Below are 16,050 nucleotides of genomic sequence, written 5' to 3' on the forward strand. Positions count from 1 at the left end.
CGGGGGTGGAGCTAGCCGGGAAGGCTGGTCGGGCGGCGGTTGGGGCCGACCGGTCGGTCGTCCTCTTCGATTGCCGCCAGGGCGAGGGCAGCCAGCCGGAAGCACCAGCGGCGGCGGTCCGGGCCGAGGTTGTCGTAGGTGGTGCAGACCAGAGACTGGCTGAGCAGCGAGAGCCGGGCCTGCATCCACCATCCGGGCGTCCGGTCCGGTCGGCTGTAGGCCAAGCCCTCCTCGTGGATGATCTGCGCGAAACCGGCGGCCGGACCGCGCAGGGTGGGCGGCCGCCCCCGTTCGGGGCGGACCAGGTAACCGGCCAGCGCGTCAGCGTCACTCCCGGTGAGCTGCGGTAGGAAGCGCAGGACGGTGGACAGCATCAGGAAGACCGGGTCCCGGGCCAGCGGCGCTCTTGATCGGTACGCGCTCAGGTCGACGAGGGTGAAGTCGTCGGGAAGCGAGCCGCCGGTGGGCGAACAGGGCACCAGCACGTTGCGGCCGTGCAGGTCGCCGTGGCTGTGCCCAGCGCAGTAACTGACCGGTTGGGCGTGGTGCCGCGACGTCGGGTCGAACAGGCGTAACGGGTCCGGCAACGGGCGACCATCGGCCGCGAGGCGGCGTGGATCGTTTGCGGTCGGTCGGAACCGGCCGGCCACCGTTAGTACTTCGGTCAGCGCGTCGACGGCCTTCATCTCCCCTGTCACGTACGCCCCGAGGTTGGTCTCCTCGACCGGCTGACCGGATTTCCTGCGGGGGGAGCCAGCGGCGTTCCACCTTTGGACGACGGCGCGCACCACCGCCCGGTACGCATGGACCAGGTCGTCACCCCGCAGTTCGTCCAGGGTGCGGACCTTGCCGCCGCCGTTGACCAGTTCCTGAAACATGAGCTGCCGACCGTCCCGAAGATGAAGCGCACGGAACGGTTGCCCGGCGAGGTGCCGGCGGAACTCCCCGGCGTTCCGGAGCGCCGCCCGGTGCCGGTCCGGCTCGCGGCTGTCCAGGTCAACCGGGAGTACCTTCACGAACAACTTGCGGGTCAGCGGGCGGGGACGGTACGGCGTGACGGCCTCGGTGTAGGCGACCTCGAAGAGTTCGGCGGTGGTGCCCCGGGCGCGATGCGGCCGCGACGGCGAGCTGATCGTGCCGTCGAGCGCGGTCGCCCACCGCACCAGGGCGTCAGAGATCGCCGTGTCTCCTACGTAGTCCGCGAACTGCTTGCCGATGTTGCCGCTCACCTCGCCGATAAGCCCTTCAGAGGAAAGCGGACCCTGCCGACGGGCGACCGGGTCCGGGGCCGCCCGTCCGTGACGTCCCGGACGCTTCAGACGTCCGTGCCGGGGATCGGCAGTTCGATCACCTCGTCACCCCGGTGGGACCGGGCGTCCCGCAGCGCCTTGCCGAAGACGTTGCAGCCGAACAGGACGTCGTTCTCGGCGTGCTGGACCTTCTGCAACCGGGTGAACGTGTTCGTTGCTGGACCATGCTGGTCGGGCGCGAACTCCACGCCGGCCAACAGTTGCCCGACGGTCCAGCGCGGCGTGACGCATGGTTGCTCGCCGGCCGGGCAGCGCTCCGGCCAGGATGCGAGGAAATCGAGGAACCCGTACCGGCTGGCCTCCCGGTGCTCCTCCTCGGTGAGCAGGAGCTGGAACCGGACCGCGAAGGCCACCCCGCCCACCCCCGTGCGTCGCACGATGTCCTGCTGGGCGCGACGGATCATCAGCTGCACCAACTCCGGGAACCCCCTTCCGTCCCGCGCCAGGGCGGTCGTCGTCAGGAGAAGGATCGTAGGGCGATGATCGTGTCCCCTGTGGACGTTCACTGCGGCCGGGGCGGCGACCGGCCGGTGGGTACGACCCGTGGCGTACCGCTGGAGGGAAGCTGGCGGGCGGCGGTGGGGTGCCGGACCCGACGGCCCTGACCTGCGCTTCGTGACCTTGGGTGCGGGTGTGGTGTCACGGGCGTCACCGTGTCCCGTACCGCTGCGGGATGGCGCTGTCCTTAGCGGACCCTTAAGTTGCGGTTCGGTGCTGGTGAAGTTCCGGCCGTCCGGTGCCCGGCTGCCGTTACCTTCTCGACAGGACCTCCAGTCGACCTCACCCGGGGGATCGGATGATACGACGAGGCTCAGCGATCGCGCTGGTCGCCGCCGGCACCACGGTGATGCTGGCGGTGTCCGTGCTGCCGCTCTTCGCCGACGAGAACACCTCCGTCACGGTGGACCCGATCGCGGACACCACCGCGACCCAGGTCGTCCAGGACGGGGACAACAGCGTCAAGACGACGCTGGCGAGTTGCCCCCGGCTGTGTGACCGCAACCCGAACGGCCGCCGGGACGCGTTGCTCGAGTTCGCGCTGACCGCGTTGCCGCGCGACGCCCGGGACGTCCGCGCCACCCTGCGGGTGCACGCCTGGCAGCCGTTCGACGCCCGGGTGTTCGCCCACTTCGCGGCCGGTCCGGCGAACTTCGTCGGCACCTGGGCCGAACGTCCGTCCCTGGGACCGGCCCTGGACGGGGTGAACCAGGTCGACAAGGGCCACAACGAGTGGGACGTCTCCGCGGCGATCACCGGGAACGGCTCGTACACGTTCGCGCTGACCCAGCAGGACCTCGCCACCCGGATCTACTGGGCGTCCCGGGACAATTCGCGACCGGAACTGCGTCCGGAACTGGTGGTCACGTACAAGGGCGGGGGACGGCCGGCCCCGTCCCCGAGCCGGACGACGGTCGCGCCGAAGCCGGTACCGACGACGGCGTCGCCCCGTCCGACGGTGGCGCCGACCACCGCCAAGCCCAGCCCGACGGCCAGCCCGAGCCGCCCCGCGCCGAGCCCGACGACGACCACCGCCCCGCCGCCCGGCTTCGACGTGCCCGGCTGGCGGCTGGTCTGGTCCGACGAGTTCAACGGCACGTCGATCGACCGGTCCAAATGGAATCACCGGACCAACGAGGCCCGGGACATCGACCGGGGCTGCAACACCAACAGCCCGAAGAACACCTTCGTCGCCGAGGGCGTGCTGACCCTGCGTGCGCTGCGCGAGACCAGCGTGTGCAGCTCGCAGACCCGGCAGTACACCCAGAGCTACCTGGACACCATCGGCCGCCACTCCTGGAAGTACGGGCGGTTCGAGGTGCGTGCCAAGTCGCCCAACGGGCCGAACAACTCCAAGGGGCTGTGGCCTGCGTTCTGGCTGCGTCCGGAGGACGGCGGCAAGGGCGAGATCGACGTGGTCGAGCTGCCCGGCGGCGACAAGTACCACCGGGCCGCCACCACGGCGATCTTCTACGACTACAGCCCGGTCAAGCAGGACCAGCGGCACAACCTCCCGACCGGCTACCCCGGGGACGGGTTCCACACGTACACCACCGAGTGGGAGCCGGACGCGATCCGCTGGTACATCGACGGCCGGAAGGTGTGGGAACGCAACCGGTCCACCACGCCCTGGTTCGACGAGGTGTTCCACAAGCCGTACAACCTGCGGCTGAACTTCCAGGTCGGTGGCTGGCTTGGCGACCCGGACGGCTCGACGGCCTTCCCGGCCGACTTCCGGGTCGACTACGTCCGGGTCTGGCAGCGCTGACGCGCGGCCAGGGTGGCGTCGGCGGGCACCCTGCTGCCGAGCACCAGGGTCACCGGCGCGCTGACGCGTACCCGGCTGTCCGGCGACCCTCCGGTCACCTATCGTTCCGTGGACGGACGCGGGCGAGGGGACGACACAGGTGGCGGCGGAGCGGCGTGGCAGCGATCCCCGGGAACGGCAGGACGGGATCGGCTGGGTGACCCGGGCGGTCTTCCCCGATCCGCGGCTGCGGCTGTCGGTCTCCCGGGACCGGCACGGCGGCGGTGACCGGGAGTCGTCCGGCGCGACGACGGTGCGGTACGCGGTGGTGCCGTCGGTGGACCGGGCCCGGTTCCTGCTGCCGCTCGCCTCCCGCCGGGTGGGGGCGGCCTCGACCTGGGCGTACAACGCCCTGCGTCCGCCCCGGGTGCGGCTCAACCGGCTCGCGGTCGGCCTGCTGGCCGGGGTGGGCGCGACCGGAGCGGCCGGGATGCCGGTGCTCACGGTCACCGTGCCGGACGGTGTGGACCGGGCCGAGGTGCTGCTGGTCGACCGGCTCGCCACGCTGCTCGGCGGTCGGCTGCACGCCGCGATCGGTATCCGTCCGCCCGACCCGCACCACAAGCCGACCCTCCAGCTTTTCGACGACCGGGGGCGGCCCCGCGGGTACGCCAAGATCGGGTGGAACGACGCGACCCGGGCGATGGTCCGGGCCGAGGCGGACGCGCTGCGCGACCTGCCCCGCGACGGTGCCGGCCTGCCGGACGCGCCCCGGCTCCTCGGCCAGGTCGACTGGGGTGACCTGGCGGTGACCGTGGTCGCGCCGATGCCGCCCGGGGTGCGCGGGCTGCGCCGACCGGACGAGCCGCAACTCGCCGCGATGCTGGCGGTCGCCCGGCGGGGCGGGCCACCGGCACCGGTACGCCCGCTGCGCGGCTCGCCGTTCCTGGCCGACCTGACCGCGCGGGCGGAACGCGCCGGGGGCCCGGTCCGGGACGCGCTGGCCGCGCTGGTCGCCCGGGACGGCGACGTGGCCCTGGAGTTCGGTGACTGGCACGGCGACTGGGTGCCGTGGAACCTCGGCACGCACCGGGGGCGGCTGATCGCCTGGGACTGGGAGAACAGCGGCAGCGACCGGCCGGTCGGTTTCGACCTCGCCCACCAGGGCTTCCAGAGCGCGCTGTCGCTGGCCGGGCGGCCCGCCGCCGAGGCCGCCGACGGGATGCGCGCCCTGCTCGACCGGCACGGCGCGGCCCTGGGACTGGACGCGGGCCGGCGTCGGCTGGTCGGGGACGCGTACCTGGTCGAGCTGTGGCTGCGGACCGCCGAACTGGCCGCCGGTGGCGGAGGCTGGAGCCCGAAGCTGCACCCGGCCCTGCTGGACGTCCTCGCCGAACGGCTGCGCTGACCGACGGCCGCGCTGAGCTGTCCGGCTGCGCTGACCGAACGACCGCGCTGAGCTGTCCGGCCGCGCTGACCGAACGACCGTGCTCGCCGAACGACCGCGCTGACCGAACGACCGTGTTGAGCTGTCCGGAATCCGACCGCCCGGACCATCCATCATGCGCTTAATCGGCTGACCGTCCCTACCGATTCCTTTCGAATTCCTTTACTGTTTCACCGCTCGATCGTGGTTTCCCGGGGCATTCGTGGGTTCGCAGACACACGCCGGGTGACCGGATCGGCGGGGCATCCGGTGGGGGCACGGGATGAGCCGGGCACCTGCGGTCGACGACCGGAGGTGGTCCGGGTAGCCGGGCGGTGACGCTCCGGGACGGTTCGCCGTGCCGGAACGACGGTCGCTGGTCAGCTTGCCGCCACCTGTCCCGCCCGGATCGGGGCCGGACGACCGTCGGTACCTGCCAGGAAGGACGCCCGTGGCGCTGATCTACCTCTTCGCCGTGCTCGCGGTGCTCGTACCGCTGCTGCTGGTGCCGTTGGCCGCCACCCGTTGGGTGCCGGCGGCGCTGCGGGGCCGGTTCCTCACCCGGCTCCGGGACGCGGCGAACGCGCTGGTCGGCATCTTCGGCGCGAAGGGTGCCGCGGTGGTCGTGCTGCTCGCCGGATCGGCCGCGGTGATCACGATCTGCTGGCCGCTGGGCGAGGCGTTGTCCCGTCTCGAACCGAGCGTGGACGTGCCGGTCTTCGAGTACATCCACGCCCGGCGGCACGACACCTGGGCCGCCATCAACGACTTCTACACGCCGCTCGGTGACCGCGATCCGCTCAAGGTGGTGAGCGTGGTCGCGGCGGTGCTGTTCGCGCCGTTCTGGAAGCGTCGCTGGTGGATCCCGGTCACCGCGATGCTCGGCCAGTACCTGCTGGAGCAGTACACCCAGCAGATCCTCGCCACCGTGGTGGACCGGGGGCACCCGCCGACCGACCTCGGCACGTACCCGTCCGGCGGGTGCGCCCGGGTGATGCTCACCTTCGGCACCATCTTCCTGCTGGCCGACCTGACCTGGCGGATCTCCCGGCCCGGCCGGATCGCCATGGCGACCGTGCTGGCCCTGCTGGTCTCCCTGGAGGGCTACAGCCGGATGTACGCGGAGAAACACTGGCTCACCGACGTGATCGGCGGGTACATCTTCGGCAGCCTGCTGATCGCCGCCTGGGCGTTCGCCCTCTGGACGCTGACCGGGCGGACCGCCCGACCTGAGCCGGACCCCGACACCTTCCCGGCCGAACGGGTGCCGGCGGGCGGCCGGGACCGGCGTCCGTGACCACCCTGCTGGTCGCCTCCACCGGTGGACACCTCGCCGAACTGCACGACCTGGCCCCCCGGCTCGGCGTGCGCGACGACTGCGTCTGGGTGACCTTCGACTCCCCGCAGAGCCGGTCCCTGCTCGACGGGGCGGAGGTCATCCACGTCCCCCCGGCGACCAGCCGGGACCTGGTCGGCGCGGTCCGTGACCTGGTCGCCGCCCGACGGGTGCTGCGCGGCGGCCGGTTCAGCCGGGTGGTCAGCACCGGGGCCAGCGTCGCCGCCTCGTTCTTCCTGCCGGCGGCCCGCGCCGGCCTGCCCTGCCACTACATCGAGAGCGCCACCCGCACCGTGGGGCCCTCGCTGACCGGCCGGCTGGTCGCCCGGCTGCCCCGCACCGACCTCTACACCCAGTATCCGGGCTGGGCCGACGACCGGTGGCGGTACGGCGGCTCCATCTTCGACACGTACACCGCCCGCGAGTTGCCGACGACGCGACCGGTCTCCCGGGTCGTGGTGGCCCTGGGCACCCAGAAGTACGGCTTCCCCCGCCTGCTGGAGCGGCTGGTCCGGATCGTTCCCGGCACCGCGGAGGTGCTCTGGCAGGTCGGGTCGACGCGGATCGACCGGATGCCCGCCGACGCCCGCCGCCAGGTGCCGTTCGCCGAGATGCAGCAGGCGATGCGGGAGGCCGACGTGGTGGTCACCCACGCCGGGGTCGGTTCCGCGCTCACCGCGCTGCGCGCCGGGCAGCGGGCCATCTACGTCCCGCGCCGCCGGCGGTACGGCGAGCACGTCGACGACCACCAGGTGGAGATGGCCCGGGAACTTGACCGGCGCGACCTCGTCCTGGCCCGGGAGGCGGACGCGGTCACCGAGGCGGATCTGACCCTCGCGACGAGGTGGACGATCAGCGCCCGAACGGAGGTGACGCCCTTCCGATGGACGAACCCCACCTGATCCGCGGCGGTCCGGGCGAGCCGAGCTACGGCTCGGCCGGACCGGTCGGTTGATGCGCGCCGGTTCCCGGCGCAGGAAGCTACGCCTGTCTCGATTTCTTTTTTGGGGGCCCAGTGTCAGAAAGAACTCCACCCCGGCCGAAACGGAGAGCGGCCGCGGTCCGCTGGCTCGCCGCGTTGTCCGTCCCGGCCCTGGTCGCCACGCTGCTGGTGGCGACCCCCGTCGCCGCCGCCGGACTGACCCCGGTGGCCAGCACCCTCACCTCGGCGAACCCGGCCGACACCACCCCGCACGCGCAGAACGGCGACGTCAAGGCGTTCGCCGAGATCGGCAACACGGTCTACGTCGGCGGCAGCTTCACCTCGGTCAAGAGCCCCGGCGCGGCGAGCTGGACGGCGCGCAACTACCTCTTCGCGTACGACCGGGCGACCGGCGCGCTGAAGACCGACTTCACCCCGGTGCTCGACGGCGCGGTGCACGCGCTGGCGGTCAACCCGGACGGCAAGCTGATCGTCGGCGGGGCGTTCAAGAACGTCAACGGGGTGGCCCGGCTGAACCTGGTGGCCCTCGACCCGGCCACCGGCGCGACGGTGGGTTCCTTCGTCGGCCGCAGTGACGGCGGTCTGGTGCGGCGCACCATCGTGCGCGGCAACCAGCTCTACATCGCCGGGGCCTTCCACTGGGTCAACGGCACCTACCACTCGCTGCTGGCCCGGCTGAACGCCACCAGCGGCGCGATCGACGCGACCTTCCAGATCGACGCCGCGGTGGCCCGGACCAGCAGCGAGCTGGTGTGGGGTCTGGACGTCACGCCGGACAACTCGACCCTGGTCGCGGTGGGCAACTTCACCGAGGTCAACGGGCTGCCCCGCAACCAGGTCGTGCTGGTCGAGCTGGCCGGCACCCCGACGGTCGCGGACTGGAGCACCCAGCGTTACGTGCACCCGTGCAGCAGCTCGGCCTTCCCGTTCTACGCCCGGGACGTCGACTTCTCCGACGACGGCAGCTACTTCGTGATCGTCGCCGACGGCGGCCTGGCGAGCGGGGCGTACTGCGACTCGATCGCCCGGTTCGAGACCGCCAGCCGGGGCAGCGCGATCGACGGCACCTGGGTCAACTTCACCGGCCACGACTCGGTGACCTCGGTCGAGGTGGCCGACAACACGGTCTACGTCGCCGGGCACTTCCGCTGGCTGAACAACGCCAACGGCAACGACAAGGCCGGGCCGGGCGCGATCGACCGGTACGGCTACGGCGCCCTCGACCCGATCAACGGCATGCCGCTGGCCTGGAACCCGGGCCGGGGCGGCGCGCCGTCGGGCACCACCAACTGGGGTCCGGTCGTCTGGGAGCTGTGGCGGGGCAGCACCGGCGTCTACGCCGGCTACGACAACGACGGCACCGGCGGCGAGTACCACGGCCGGATGGCGCTCTTCCCGCTGGCCGGCGGCCGGGTCGCCCCGGCGGTCAACGCGCCGCAGACCACCCCGGGCTTCCTCTACCTCGGCGGCACCAGCGGCCAGCTCACCCGGGTGCCGTTCGACGGGGCCTCGACCCTGGGCACCGCGACGGTGGTCAGCCAGCCGAACCTCACCTCGGTGGGTGCGGCGTTCGCGCTGCACAACAAGCTGTACTGGTCGAAGACCGACCCGGCCGCGCCGAGCGGCAGCTCGCTCCAGGTGTCGATGTTCACCGGCGGTACGGTGGGCGCGCCCTGGCTGAGCAGCGGCTACAACAGCTGGTTCACCCCGGCCACGATGACCGGCGCGTTCTACCTCGACGGCCGGATGTACTACACCCGGTCCGGGCAGAACAAGCTCTTCTTCCGGTACCTGGAGCCGGACGGCTCCACCATCGGCTGCACCGAGTTCACCATTCCCAGCCAGGGCGTGGACTGGACCCGGGTACGCGGGCTGACCTGGGTGGGCGGCAAGATCGTCTACGGCGTGCGCCCGCTGCTCGGACTCGGCAGCGGCAGCCTGTGGGCGGTGCCGTTCGACGAGACGGCGGTGGACGGGGCCGCCGCGGTCCAGCTCTCCGCGGGCTCGACGGACACCGACTGGTCCAGCTCGACGCTGTTCTACGCCACCTCCTGATCCACCGCCCGGTCCGTCGGCCCGCCCTGCGGGGCACCGGCGGACCGGGCACCGGCGGCCGGTTACCCGGCGATCCGACAGACCGGCGTCCGGCCCGCCGGGTAACCGGAGAAACCGGGCATCCGGCCCGTCCGGTCACCGGTGGGCCGGGCGCACCGGCCCGTCCGGCCAGCCGGCTCCGGGCCGTCGGGCGGGTTCCGTAGGACATCCGACGTACCTCAGCCGACCGGGGGGAGGACCCCGGGCGAATCGTGGACGACAATAGGAGGAACGACCGTCCGTGAGCACGGGCTGACCCCCGGCCCACGGCCCCCGCCGCAACCCCCCAGAGGACCTGATTGATGGACGCGACCGACGTCGCCCGGCAGCGCCCGGTCGGCCTGGCCGATCTCGCGCGGATCCCGCTGCGCCGCTGGCGCACCGTGCTCGTCTCGATGGGGCTGCTGTTACTCCTGGTCGTCGCCTACCTGGTGGTGGTGCCCGCGGTGTACACCGCGACGACCGTGGTGGTGGTCCGGCCGGTGGTGACCGACCCGTTCTCGCTCCCCGCCGGGGGCGCCGACCGGGCGGTCAACATGACCGCCGAGAGTGGCATCGCGACCAGCAACGACGTCATCGACCGGGTGGCGGTGATCACCGGCCGGGACACCGAGGACGTGGGTGACGCGCTGAAGGTGGAGACGCCGGTCGGTGGGCAGCTCATGCGCTTCACGTACGCGGGGCAGAGCGAGGGCGAGGCGGTCGCCGGGGCGAACGGCGCGGCCGAGACGTACCTCAACCTCCGCAAGGGGATGTACGAGGACCAGCGCGCCGCCGTGCTCAAGTCGTACGACGACACGATCGCGCTGGTCACCGCGCAGCGGACCACCACCCAGAAGGAGCTGCCCGCCCAGGGCGGCGGCGGTTCGTCCCCCCGGACCAGCGCGTTGCTCGACCAGATCCGGGCGCTCAACGACCAGTTGGCCCAGCTCGCCGAGCAACGCTCCAAGATCGCTTCAGCGGACCTCAGCCCCGGATCGGTGACCAGCGCGGCCCGGGAACCGGTCCCCTCGAACCGGGACGCGGCCCTGCTCTTCGTGCTCGCCGCGCTGCTCGGTGGTGCGCTGGTCGGCGCGCTGGCCGCCTTCGTCCGGGAGGCGATGGACCGCCGGGTCCGCTCCGCCCACGAGGCGAGCGAGATCATCGGCGCGCCGCTGCTCGGCTCGGTGCACCGGGCCGGCAAGGGCGACTCCACCATGTCCGACATGCGCTATCTGGCGCTGGCGTTGAGCCAGTGGGTGGAACGTCCGCGACCGGTGCCCCTCGTCCTGCTCTCCAGCGGCGAGGACGAGGGCCGGGCCCAGGTCAGCGCCGGGCTGGCCGCCGCGTTGGCCGAGGCCGGCCACGAGGTACGCCTCGGTGGCTCACCGGAGAGCCTGGAACAGATCCGGCCGGTGCTGCTCGCCGCCCAGCGACGGGTCCCGCCGGCCGCGCTGCCGGCCCCCCGGTCGCGGGTCGGCACCCCGAGCGCCCCGTCCCCGGCCGAGGTCGGCCCGGGTCCCCGCCCGACCGAGGCCCGCCCCGGTGTCCGGCTGCCCGAGGCCGCCCCGGGTTCCCGCCCGACCGACGGCACCGGCATGCCGCGGTCGATGGAGGACACGGTGCAGATCTCGGCGGTCCGCAAGCCCCGGCCGGCCGACGGCGTCACCCCGCCCGCCTCACCCGACGACACCGTGCTGATCACACCGGTCCGCAAGCCCCGCCCCAGCCCGGGGCCGGAGGCCAAGAACGGCGCGGTGTACCGCTCCGGCACGGTGGCCGACCCGCCGAAGCCGGCCGCTCCGCCGGCACCGACCGCCTCGGCCAGCGTCCCGGTCACCGCGGCGGCACCCGCCACCCAGGCCGACGACCGCACCATCCGGATCGGCGGTGGCGTCGTCCGGCTCATCCGTGACCTCGACTCCGCCGACGAGCGCGGCCTGGTGCTGCTGGACGCCCCGGCGGCCACCCGCGACGACCGGGGGGTACGCATCGCCCGGGACGGTTTCGCCGTCCTGGTCGCCGCCCGGGACCGCACCCGGACGGCCCAGCTCGGCCGGCTGATCGAACGGCTGCGCGCCGCCGGGGTGAACCCGGTCGGCTTCGTGTTGACAGGGGACGGACGTGACTGACCAGACTCCGCCGACCGACGAGGCGTACCCCCGGGTGACCGCGGTGGTCGCCACCCGGGACCGGCCCGGCCTGCTGGAGCGGGCCGTCCAGGCGGTGCTGGACCAGGACTACCCCGGCGAGGTCGAGTGCGTGGTGGTCTACGACCACTGCGACATCCGGCCGCTGGACGTCCGGGTGCCCGAGCGGGGACGGACCCTCAGCTACGTCAACAACACCCACCGGCAGGGGCTGCCGGGTGGGCGGAACACCGGCGCGGACGTGGCGACCGGGGAACTGATCGCCTTCTGCGACGACGACGACCTGTGGCTGCCGGCCCGGCTGCGCCGCCAGGTCGAGCTGCTCCGGGCCCGGCCGGACGCGGCGGCGGCGAGCTGCGGCATCCGGTTGCAGGGCCCCGGCATCGCCAAGGAACGCCGGCTCGACCGGGACGAGGTCACCCTGACCGACTTCCTCGCCGACCGGGTGATGGAGGTGCACTCCAGCACCATGCTGGTCCGGCGGACCACCTGGGACGCGATCGGCCCGGTCGACGAGGAGATCCCCGGCGGGTACGGCGAGGACTACGAGTGGCTGCTGCGGGTCGCCGCGCACGGGCCGGTCGTCATCGTCCCCGAGGTGCTGGTGGTGGTCGACTGGCACGGCGGGTCGTTCTTCTTCGGCCGCTGGGCCACGATCGTCGACGCGTCCCGCTACCTGCTCGCCAAGCATCCGGAGCTGGCCGGCAGCCGGACCGGCCTGGCCCGGATCCACGGCCAGATCGCCTTCGCGCTGGCCTCCGGCCACCGGCGTCGGGAGGCGCTGCGCGAGCTGGTCCGGGTGGTCCGGCTCAACCCGGCCGAGAAGCGGGTGCTGGTGACCCTGCCGGTGGCGCTCGGTCTGCTCTCCGGTGAACGGGTGCTGAGCCTGGCCCAGCGGCGGGGACGCGGTGTCTGACCGGAAGACCCGGGCCGACGTGTCGGTGGCCCCGCTGCCGCTGTGGCCGTTGACCGTGATGTTCGGTCTGCTGCCGCTCTGGTGGGCGCTCGGCGGGTTCTACCTCGGTTGGCCGGTCTTCGGGCTGGTGCTGCTCGGCCTGCTGGTGACCCGGGGGCGGATCGCGTTGCCGTTCGGTGCCACCACCTGGCTGCTGTTCCTGGTGCTGGTGCTGCTCAGCGCCACCCGGCTGGACCGGGCCACCGCGTACCTCACCTTCGGTCTGCGGTTCGCCTGGATGTTCACCGCGCTGGTGGTCTGCGTCTACGTCTACAACCTGGCCCGTGAGGGGCTGTCCTGGCAGAAGCTGCTGCGCCCGCTCGCGCTGTACTGGCTCGGGGTGGTGGCGCTCGGCTGGCTCGGTGTGCTGATGCCCACCTTCGCGCTGACCACCCCGGTGGAGATGCTGCTGCCGGGGAACATCGCCGGGGAACGCTACATCCAGGCCCTGACCCACGTCCGGGCGAACGAGTTCAACCCGCTCTCCCGGGCGCCGATCTACCGGACCGCCGCGCCGTACCCGTACACCAACAACTGGGGTACGGCGTACGCGCTGCTGGTGCCGTGCGTGGTCGCGTACCTCACCTCGGTGCGCGCCGGGGCGCTGCGTACCGTGCTGATCGTCTCGCTGCCGCTGTCGATGGTGCCGGCGTTCATGACGTTGAACCGGGGGATGTTCCTCGGCCTCGGGATCGGCCTGACCTATCTCGGCTTCCGGGCGCTGGTCCGGGGCAACGCCAAGCTGATCGCGTCGATCGGCGTACTGGTCCTGGTGGTCTGGGTGGTCAGCCTGGTGGTCCCGGTCCAGGAGATGATCGACGCCCGGGTGAGCAGCACCGACACCAACACGGACCGGATGGATCTCTACATCCGTACCCTGGAGGCGGTCGCCCGGTCGCCGCTGCTCGGGTACGGGCAACCGAACAGCGTCGACACCATCAAGGTCGAGGAGCCGCTGGGTACCCAGGGCATGTTCTGGCAGGTGCTCTACAGCCACGGGGTCCCGGCGTTGGCGGTCTTCCTGTTCTGGCTGGTCATGATGGTCCGACGGCTGTCGCTGGCGGTCTCCCCGGCCGGTCAGTGGCTGGGTGTGCTGCCGGTGATCGCGCTGGTGGTCATCCCGGTCTACGCCTACATCGACCCGAACATGTCGGTGCTCTTCTTCGCCGTGGGCGCCGCCCTGGCCGCGATCGCCGGCCCGGTCAACCGGGAGCCGGCCCTGCCGGCCGGTACCGACCGGCGACCTCGGGTGCCGGACCGACCCCGTTGGGAGCTGCCCGCCGAGCGGGCCGCCGTCGGCCCCGATCCGGCCGGCGCGGTCGGGAACGCCCCGGCCCGGGGAGTGGCCGTCCCGGCCCGGGGAGTGGCCGTCCCGGCCCAGGGAGTAGCCGTCCCGGCCCGTGGGGTGGCCGTCCCGACCGGTACCACCGACACCACCGACACCGTCCCGGTAACCCCGGTCGGCCCGGCCAAGGGGGTGGCCCGGCCGGTGGCCCCGGTCGATGCCGTACCGGCGACCGGCCGGGCGCTTCCGGCCAGCGGCAGCGCCGCCGTCGACCGGCCCCGACCTGCCCCGGGCGGTCCACCGGGTGCCGCATCGCCAGCGGGCGCTCCGGCGGCCCCGGGCGGTCCACGGGCTCCCGGCGCTTCACTGGCCCCGGGCGGTTCACCAGCCCCGGGCGGTGCGGCGGTCGTTGGCGGTCCACCGGCCCCCGGCGGCGCGACGGCCCCCGGCGGCGCGACGGCCCCGGGCGGCGCGGCGGTCGCTGGCGGTCCGGCGGCACCTGCCGGTCCGGCGGTTCCGGGCGGTCCGGCGGTTCCGGGCGGTCCGGCGGCTCCGGGTGCGGTGGCTTCGGGAGGTACGGCGACTGCGGGGGGCACGGTGGTGGCACGGGCATCGGTGCCGGAGCGACGGTCGTGACCGGTCCCGACGGGCAGCGGCGGGCACCGATGGGTGCGGGCCGGCCCGGGACGGAGACCGTACCGTCGGTGGACGCGGCGGCCGGTCCGGCCGGTCCGGCGGTTCCCCGGCCCCGACGGCCGGTCGAGCCGGTCGCAGGTTCCGGCCCGACCGACGGCACCGGACGCCACGAGGTCCGCAGCGGCACCCGCAGCGGGATGGTCGGGCTGGCCGGGGCGGCGGTCAACGGCCTGCTCGGCTTCGTGCTGACTGTGGTGATCGTCCGCGGTTTCGGCCCGGCCGGGTCGGGCGCGATCTTCACCGCGATCGGGGTGGTCACGATCGTGGGTGTGCTCTGCTGCGTGGGCGCGGACACCGCGCTGGTCTGGGCGCTGCCCCGGCGACGTACCGGCGCGCGGGGCGACGCGGCGCGCCTGTTGCCGGTGGCGCTGGTGCCCACCCTGCTCGGGGCGACGCTGGTCGGCGCGGTGGGTGTGGCGCTGGCCGGGACGCTGGCGCCGGTGCTGTTCGACCAGCCGGGCGGGGACGGCCCGGCGCTGCTCCGCCTGGCGTTCGCCACCCTGCCGGCGACCGTGGCGATGACCGTGCTGCTGGCCGCGGTACGCGCGGTGCGCCCGGTGACCGGGGTGGTGGCGGTGCAGTACGTCTTCGTTCCGCTGGCCCGGCCGCTGCTGGTGCTGGCGGTGATGGCTACGGGTGCCGGCGTGGTGCTGGCCTTCGGTGGCTGGCTGCTGCCGGTGGCCCTGGCCGCGCTGATCTGCGCGGCGATGCTGGTCCGGCCGCTCGGGCTGGCGGCCGGGGCCAGGTTGCGGCCGGAGCGGCGGGACTGGCGGACCTTCTGGGGTTTCGCGCTGCCCCGCGCGGTGTCGGCCACCATCGACGCGAGCAGTCTGTGGCTCAGTGTGCTGCTCACCTCGGCGCTGGCCGGTCAGGCGGCGGCCGGTGTGCTCGGCGCGGTGGGCCGGTACGTGCTGGCCGGGCTGCTGGTCATGCAGGGGTTGCGGGTCGCGACCGCGCCGCAGCTCTCCCGCCTGCTGGGCGGGGGCCGGACCCGGGACGCCGTCCTGGTCTACCGCCGGGTCACCATGATGATCATCGTGCTGTCCTGGCCGGGGTACCTGCTGCTCGGCGTCTTCGCCCCGGGCTTCCTGAGCCTGTTCGGCGCGGAGTTCGGCGCGGGCGCGACGGCGATGGCGGTGCTGGCCGGTGCGATGCTGGTCAACTCCGGGGTCGGGATCGTGCAGACGTTGCTGCTGATGAGCGGCAACAGCGGGCGGCACCTGATGGCCGCGTTGACCGGGCTGGTGCTGAACGTGGGGCTCGCCGTCGTCCTGGTGCCCCGGCACGGGGTGCTGGGCGCGGCGGTCGCCTGGACGGTCGGGATCGTCGCGGAGAACCTGCTGGCCGCCCGGGCGGCCCGGCTCGCCGTCGGTGAGCCGTTGCTGACCCGGCCGCTGCTGGTGGCGGGCGCGCTGGCCGGTGGGAGTACGGCGGTGCTGGCCGTGATCGCCGCCACGGTGGCCGGGCGTGGCGTGGCCGGGCTCGCGCTGGCGGTCGCGCTGCTGCTGGTCGGTGGTGCTCTCCTGCTGCTGGACGGCCGGGTACGGCGCGTGGTCCGGGCGGCCCTGGCGGCCCTGCGCCCGAAGCCGGCGGGATGACCGGCACGACGACGGAGGCCGGGACGGCCGGCA

General features: G+C 73.3%; 12 protein-coding genes. 9 read left to right on the top strand and 3 right to left on the bottom strand.

What is annotated here, in order from left to right:
* Nucleotides 1–11 precede the first annotated feature (11 nt).
* Nucleotides 12–1,229 (bottom strand): hypothetical protein, encoded by a 1,218-nt coding sequence (locus tag PVK37_RS11825; RefSeq protein WP_275033916.1) that lies wholly within the window; start codon nucleotides 1,227–1,229, stop codon nucleotides 12–14.
* An 86-nt stretch (nucleotides 1,230–1,315) separates the two neighbouring features.
* Entirely contained in the window at nucleotides 1,316–1,714 is a 399-nt protein-coding gene (locus tag PVK37_RS11830) for a hypothetical protein (RefSeq protein ID WP_275033917.1), read from the bottom strand.
* A 392-nt stretch (nucleotides 1,715–2,106) separates the two neighbouring features.
* On the opposite strand from PVK37_RS11830, the gene PVK37_RS11835 reads away from it, so the two are divergent.
* Nucleotides 2,107–3,576 carry a family 16 glycosylhydrolase gene (locus PVK37_RS11835; protein ID WP_275033918.1) on the top strand — a complete coding sequence of 490 codons (1,470 nt, stop codon included), beginning with the start codon at nucleotides 2,107–2,109 and terminating at the stop codon, nucleotides 3,574–3,576.
* Here the strand turns inward: PVK37_RS11835 and PVK37_RS11840 are convergent.
* Complete coding sequence (locus tag PVK37_RS11840) at nucleotides 3,552–3,674, bottom strand: hypothetical protein (RefSeq protein WP_275033919.1); 123 nt, start codon at nucleotides 3,672–3,674, stop codon at nucleotides 3,552–3,554. The two genes, PVK37_RS11835 and PVK37_RS11840, sit on opposite strands and share 25 nt — an antisense overlap.
* Before the next feature lie 41 nt (nucleotides 3,675–3,715).
* On the opposite strand from PVK37_RS11840, the gene PVK37_RS11845 reads away from it, so the two are divergent.
* The 8 genes from PVK37_RS11845 to PVK37_RS11880 all read left to right on the top strand — a co-directional run bounded on the left by PVK37_RS11845 (nucleotide 3,716) and on the right by PVK37_RS11880 (nucleotide 16,017).
* A complete protein-coding gene (locus PVK37_RS11845; protein ID WP_275033921.1) occupies nucleotides 3,716–4,963 on the top strand; it encodes a hypothetical protein in 1,248 nt (415 codons plus the stop codon).
* 469 nt (nucleotides 4,964–5,432) lie between these two features.
* Entirely contained in the window at nucleotides 5,433–6,278 is an 846-nt protein-coding gene (locus PVK37_RS11850; protein WP_275033922.1) for a phosphatase PAP2 family protein, read from the top strand.
* Nucleotides 6,275–7,219, top strand: a complete 945-nt coding sequence (locus PVK37_RS11855) for a glycosyltransferase (protein WP_275033923.1) — start codon at nucleotides 6,275–6,277, stop codon at nucleotides 7,217–7,219. Before PVK37_RS11850 ends, PVK37_RS11855 begins: the two co-directional genes overlap by 4 nt.
* Before the next feature lie 176 nt (nucleotides 7,220–7,395).
* Nucleotides 7,396–9,315: a delta-60 repeat domain-containing protein gene (locus tag PVK37_RS11860; protein ID WP_275033924.1), complete on the top strand. Its 1,920-nt coding sequence runs from the start codon at nucleotides 7,396–7,398 to the stop codon at nucleotides 9,313–9,315.
* A gap of 341 nt (nucleotides 9,316–9,656) precedes the next feature.
* Entirely contained in the window at nucleotides 9,657–11,465 is a 1,809-nt protein-coding gene (locus tag PVK37_RS11865) for a hypothetical protein (RefSeq protein WP_275033925.1), read from the top strand.
* Entirely contained in the window at nucleotides 11,458–12,399 is a 942-nt protein-coding gene (locus tag PVK37_RS11870) for a glycosyltransferase family 2 protein (RefSeq protein ID WP_275033926.1), read from the top strand. Before PVK37_RS11865 ends, PVK37_RS11870 begins: the two co-directional genes overlap by 8 nt.
* On the top strand, nucleotides 12,392–14,359 hold the full coding sequence (locus PVK37_RS11875; protein WP_275033927.1) for an O-antigen ligase family protein: 1,968 nt from the start codon (nucleotides 12,392–12,394) through the stop codon (nucleotides 14,357–14,359). The genes PVK37_RS11870 and PVK37_RS11875 overlap by 8 nt, the downstream gene beginning before the upstream one ends.
* 29 nt (nucleotides 14,360–14,388) lie before the next feature.
* Nucleotides 14,389–16,017: a lipopolysaccharide biosynthesis protein gene (locus PVK37_RS11880; RefSeq protein WP_423791071.1), complete on the top strand. Its 1,629-nt coding sequence runs from the start codon at nucleotides 14,389–14,391 to the stop codon at nucleotides 16,015–16,017.
* The last annotated feature ends 33 nt before the right edge of the window (nucleotides 16,018–16,050 follow it).

It is taken from the genome of Micromonospora cathayae (assembly GCF_028993575.1).
GTDB lineage: Bacteria > Actinomycetota > Actinomycetes > Mycobacteriales > Micromonosporaceae > Micromonospora > Micromonospora cathayae.

Excerpts from the sequence above, each read along its gene's own strand:
- PVK37_RS11830 (WP_275033917.1), bottom strand. The coding sequence starts at position 1,714 with ATGATCCGTCGCGCCCAGCAGGACATCGTGCGACGCACGGGGGTGGGC.
- PVK37_RS11835 (WP_275033918.1), top strand. The coding sequence starts at position 2,107 with ATGATACGACGAGGCTCAGCGATCGCGCTGGTCGCCGCCGGCACCACG.
- PVK37_RS11865 (WP_275033925.1), top strand. The coding sequence starts at position 9,657 with ATGGACGCGACCGACGTCGCCCGGCAGCGCCCGGTCGGCCTGGCCGAT.
- PVK37_RS11880 (WP_423791071.1), top strand. The coding sequence starts at position 14,389 with ATGGGTGCGGGCCGGCCCGGGACGGAGACCGTACCGTCGGTGGACGCG.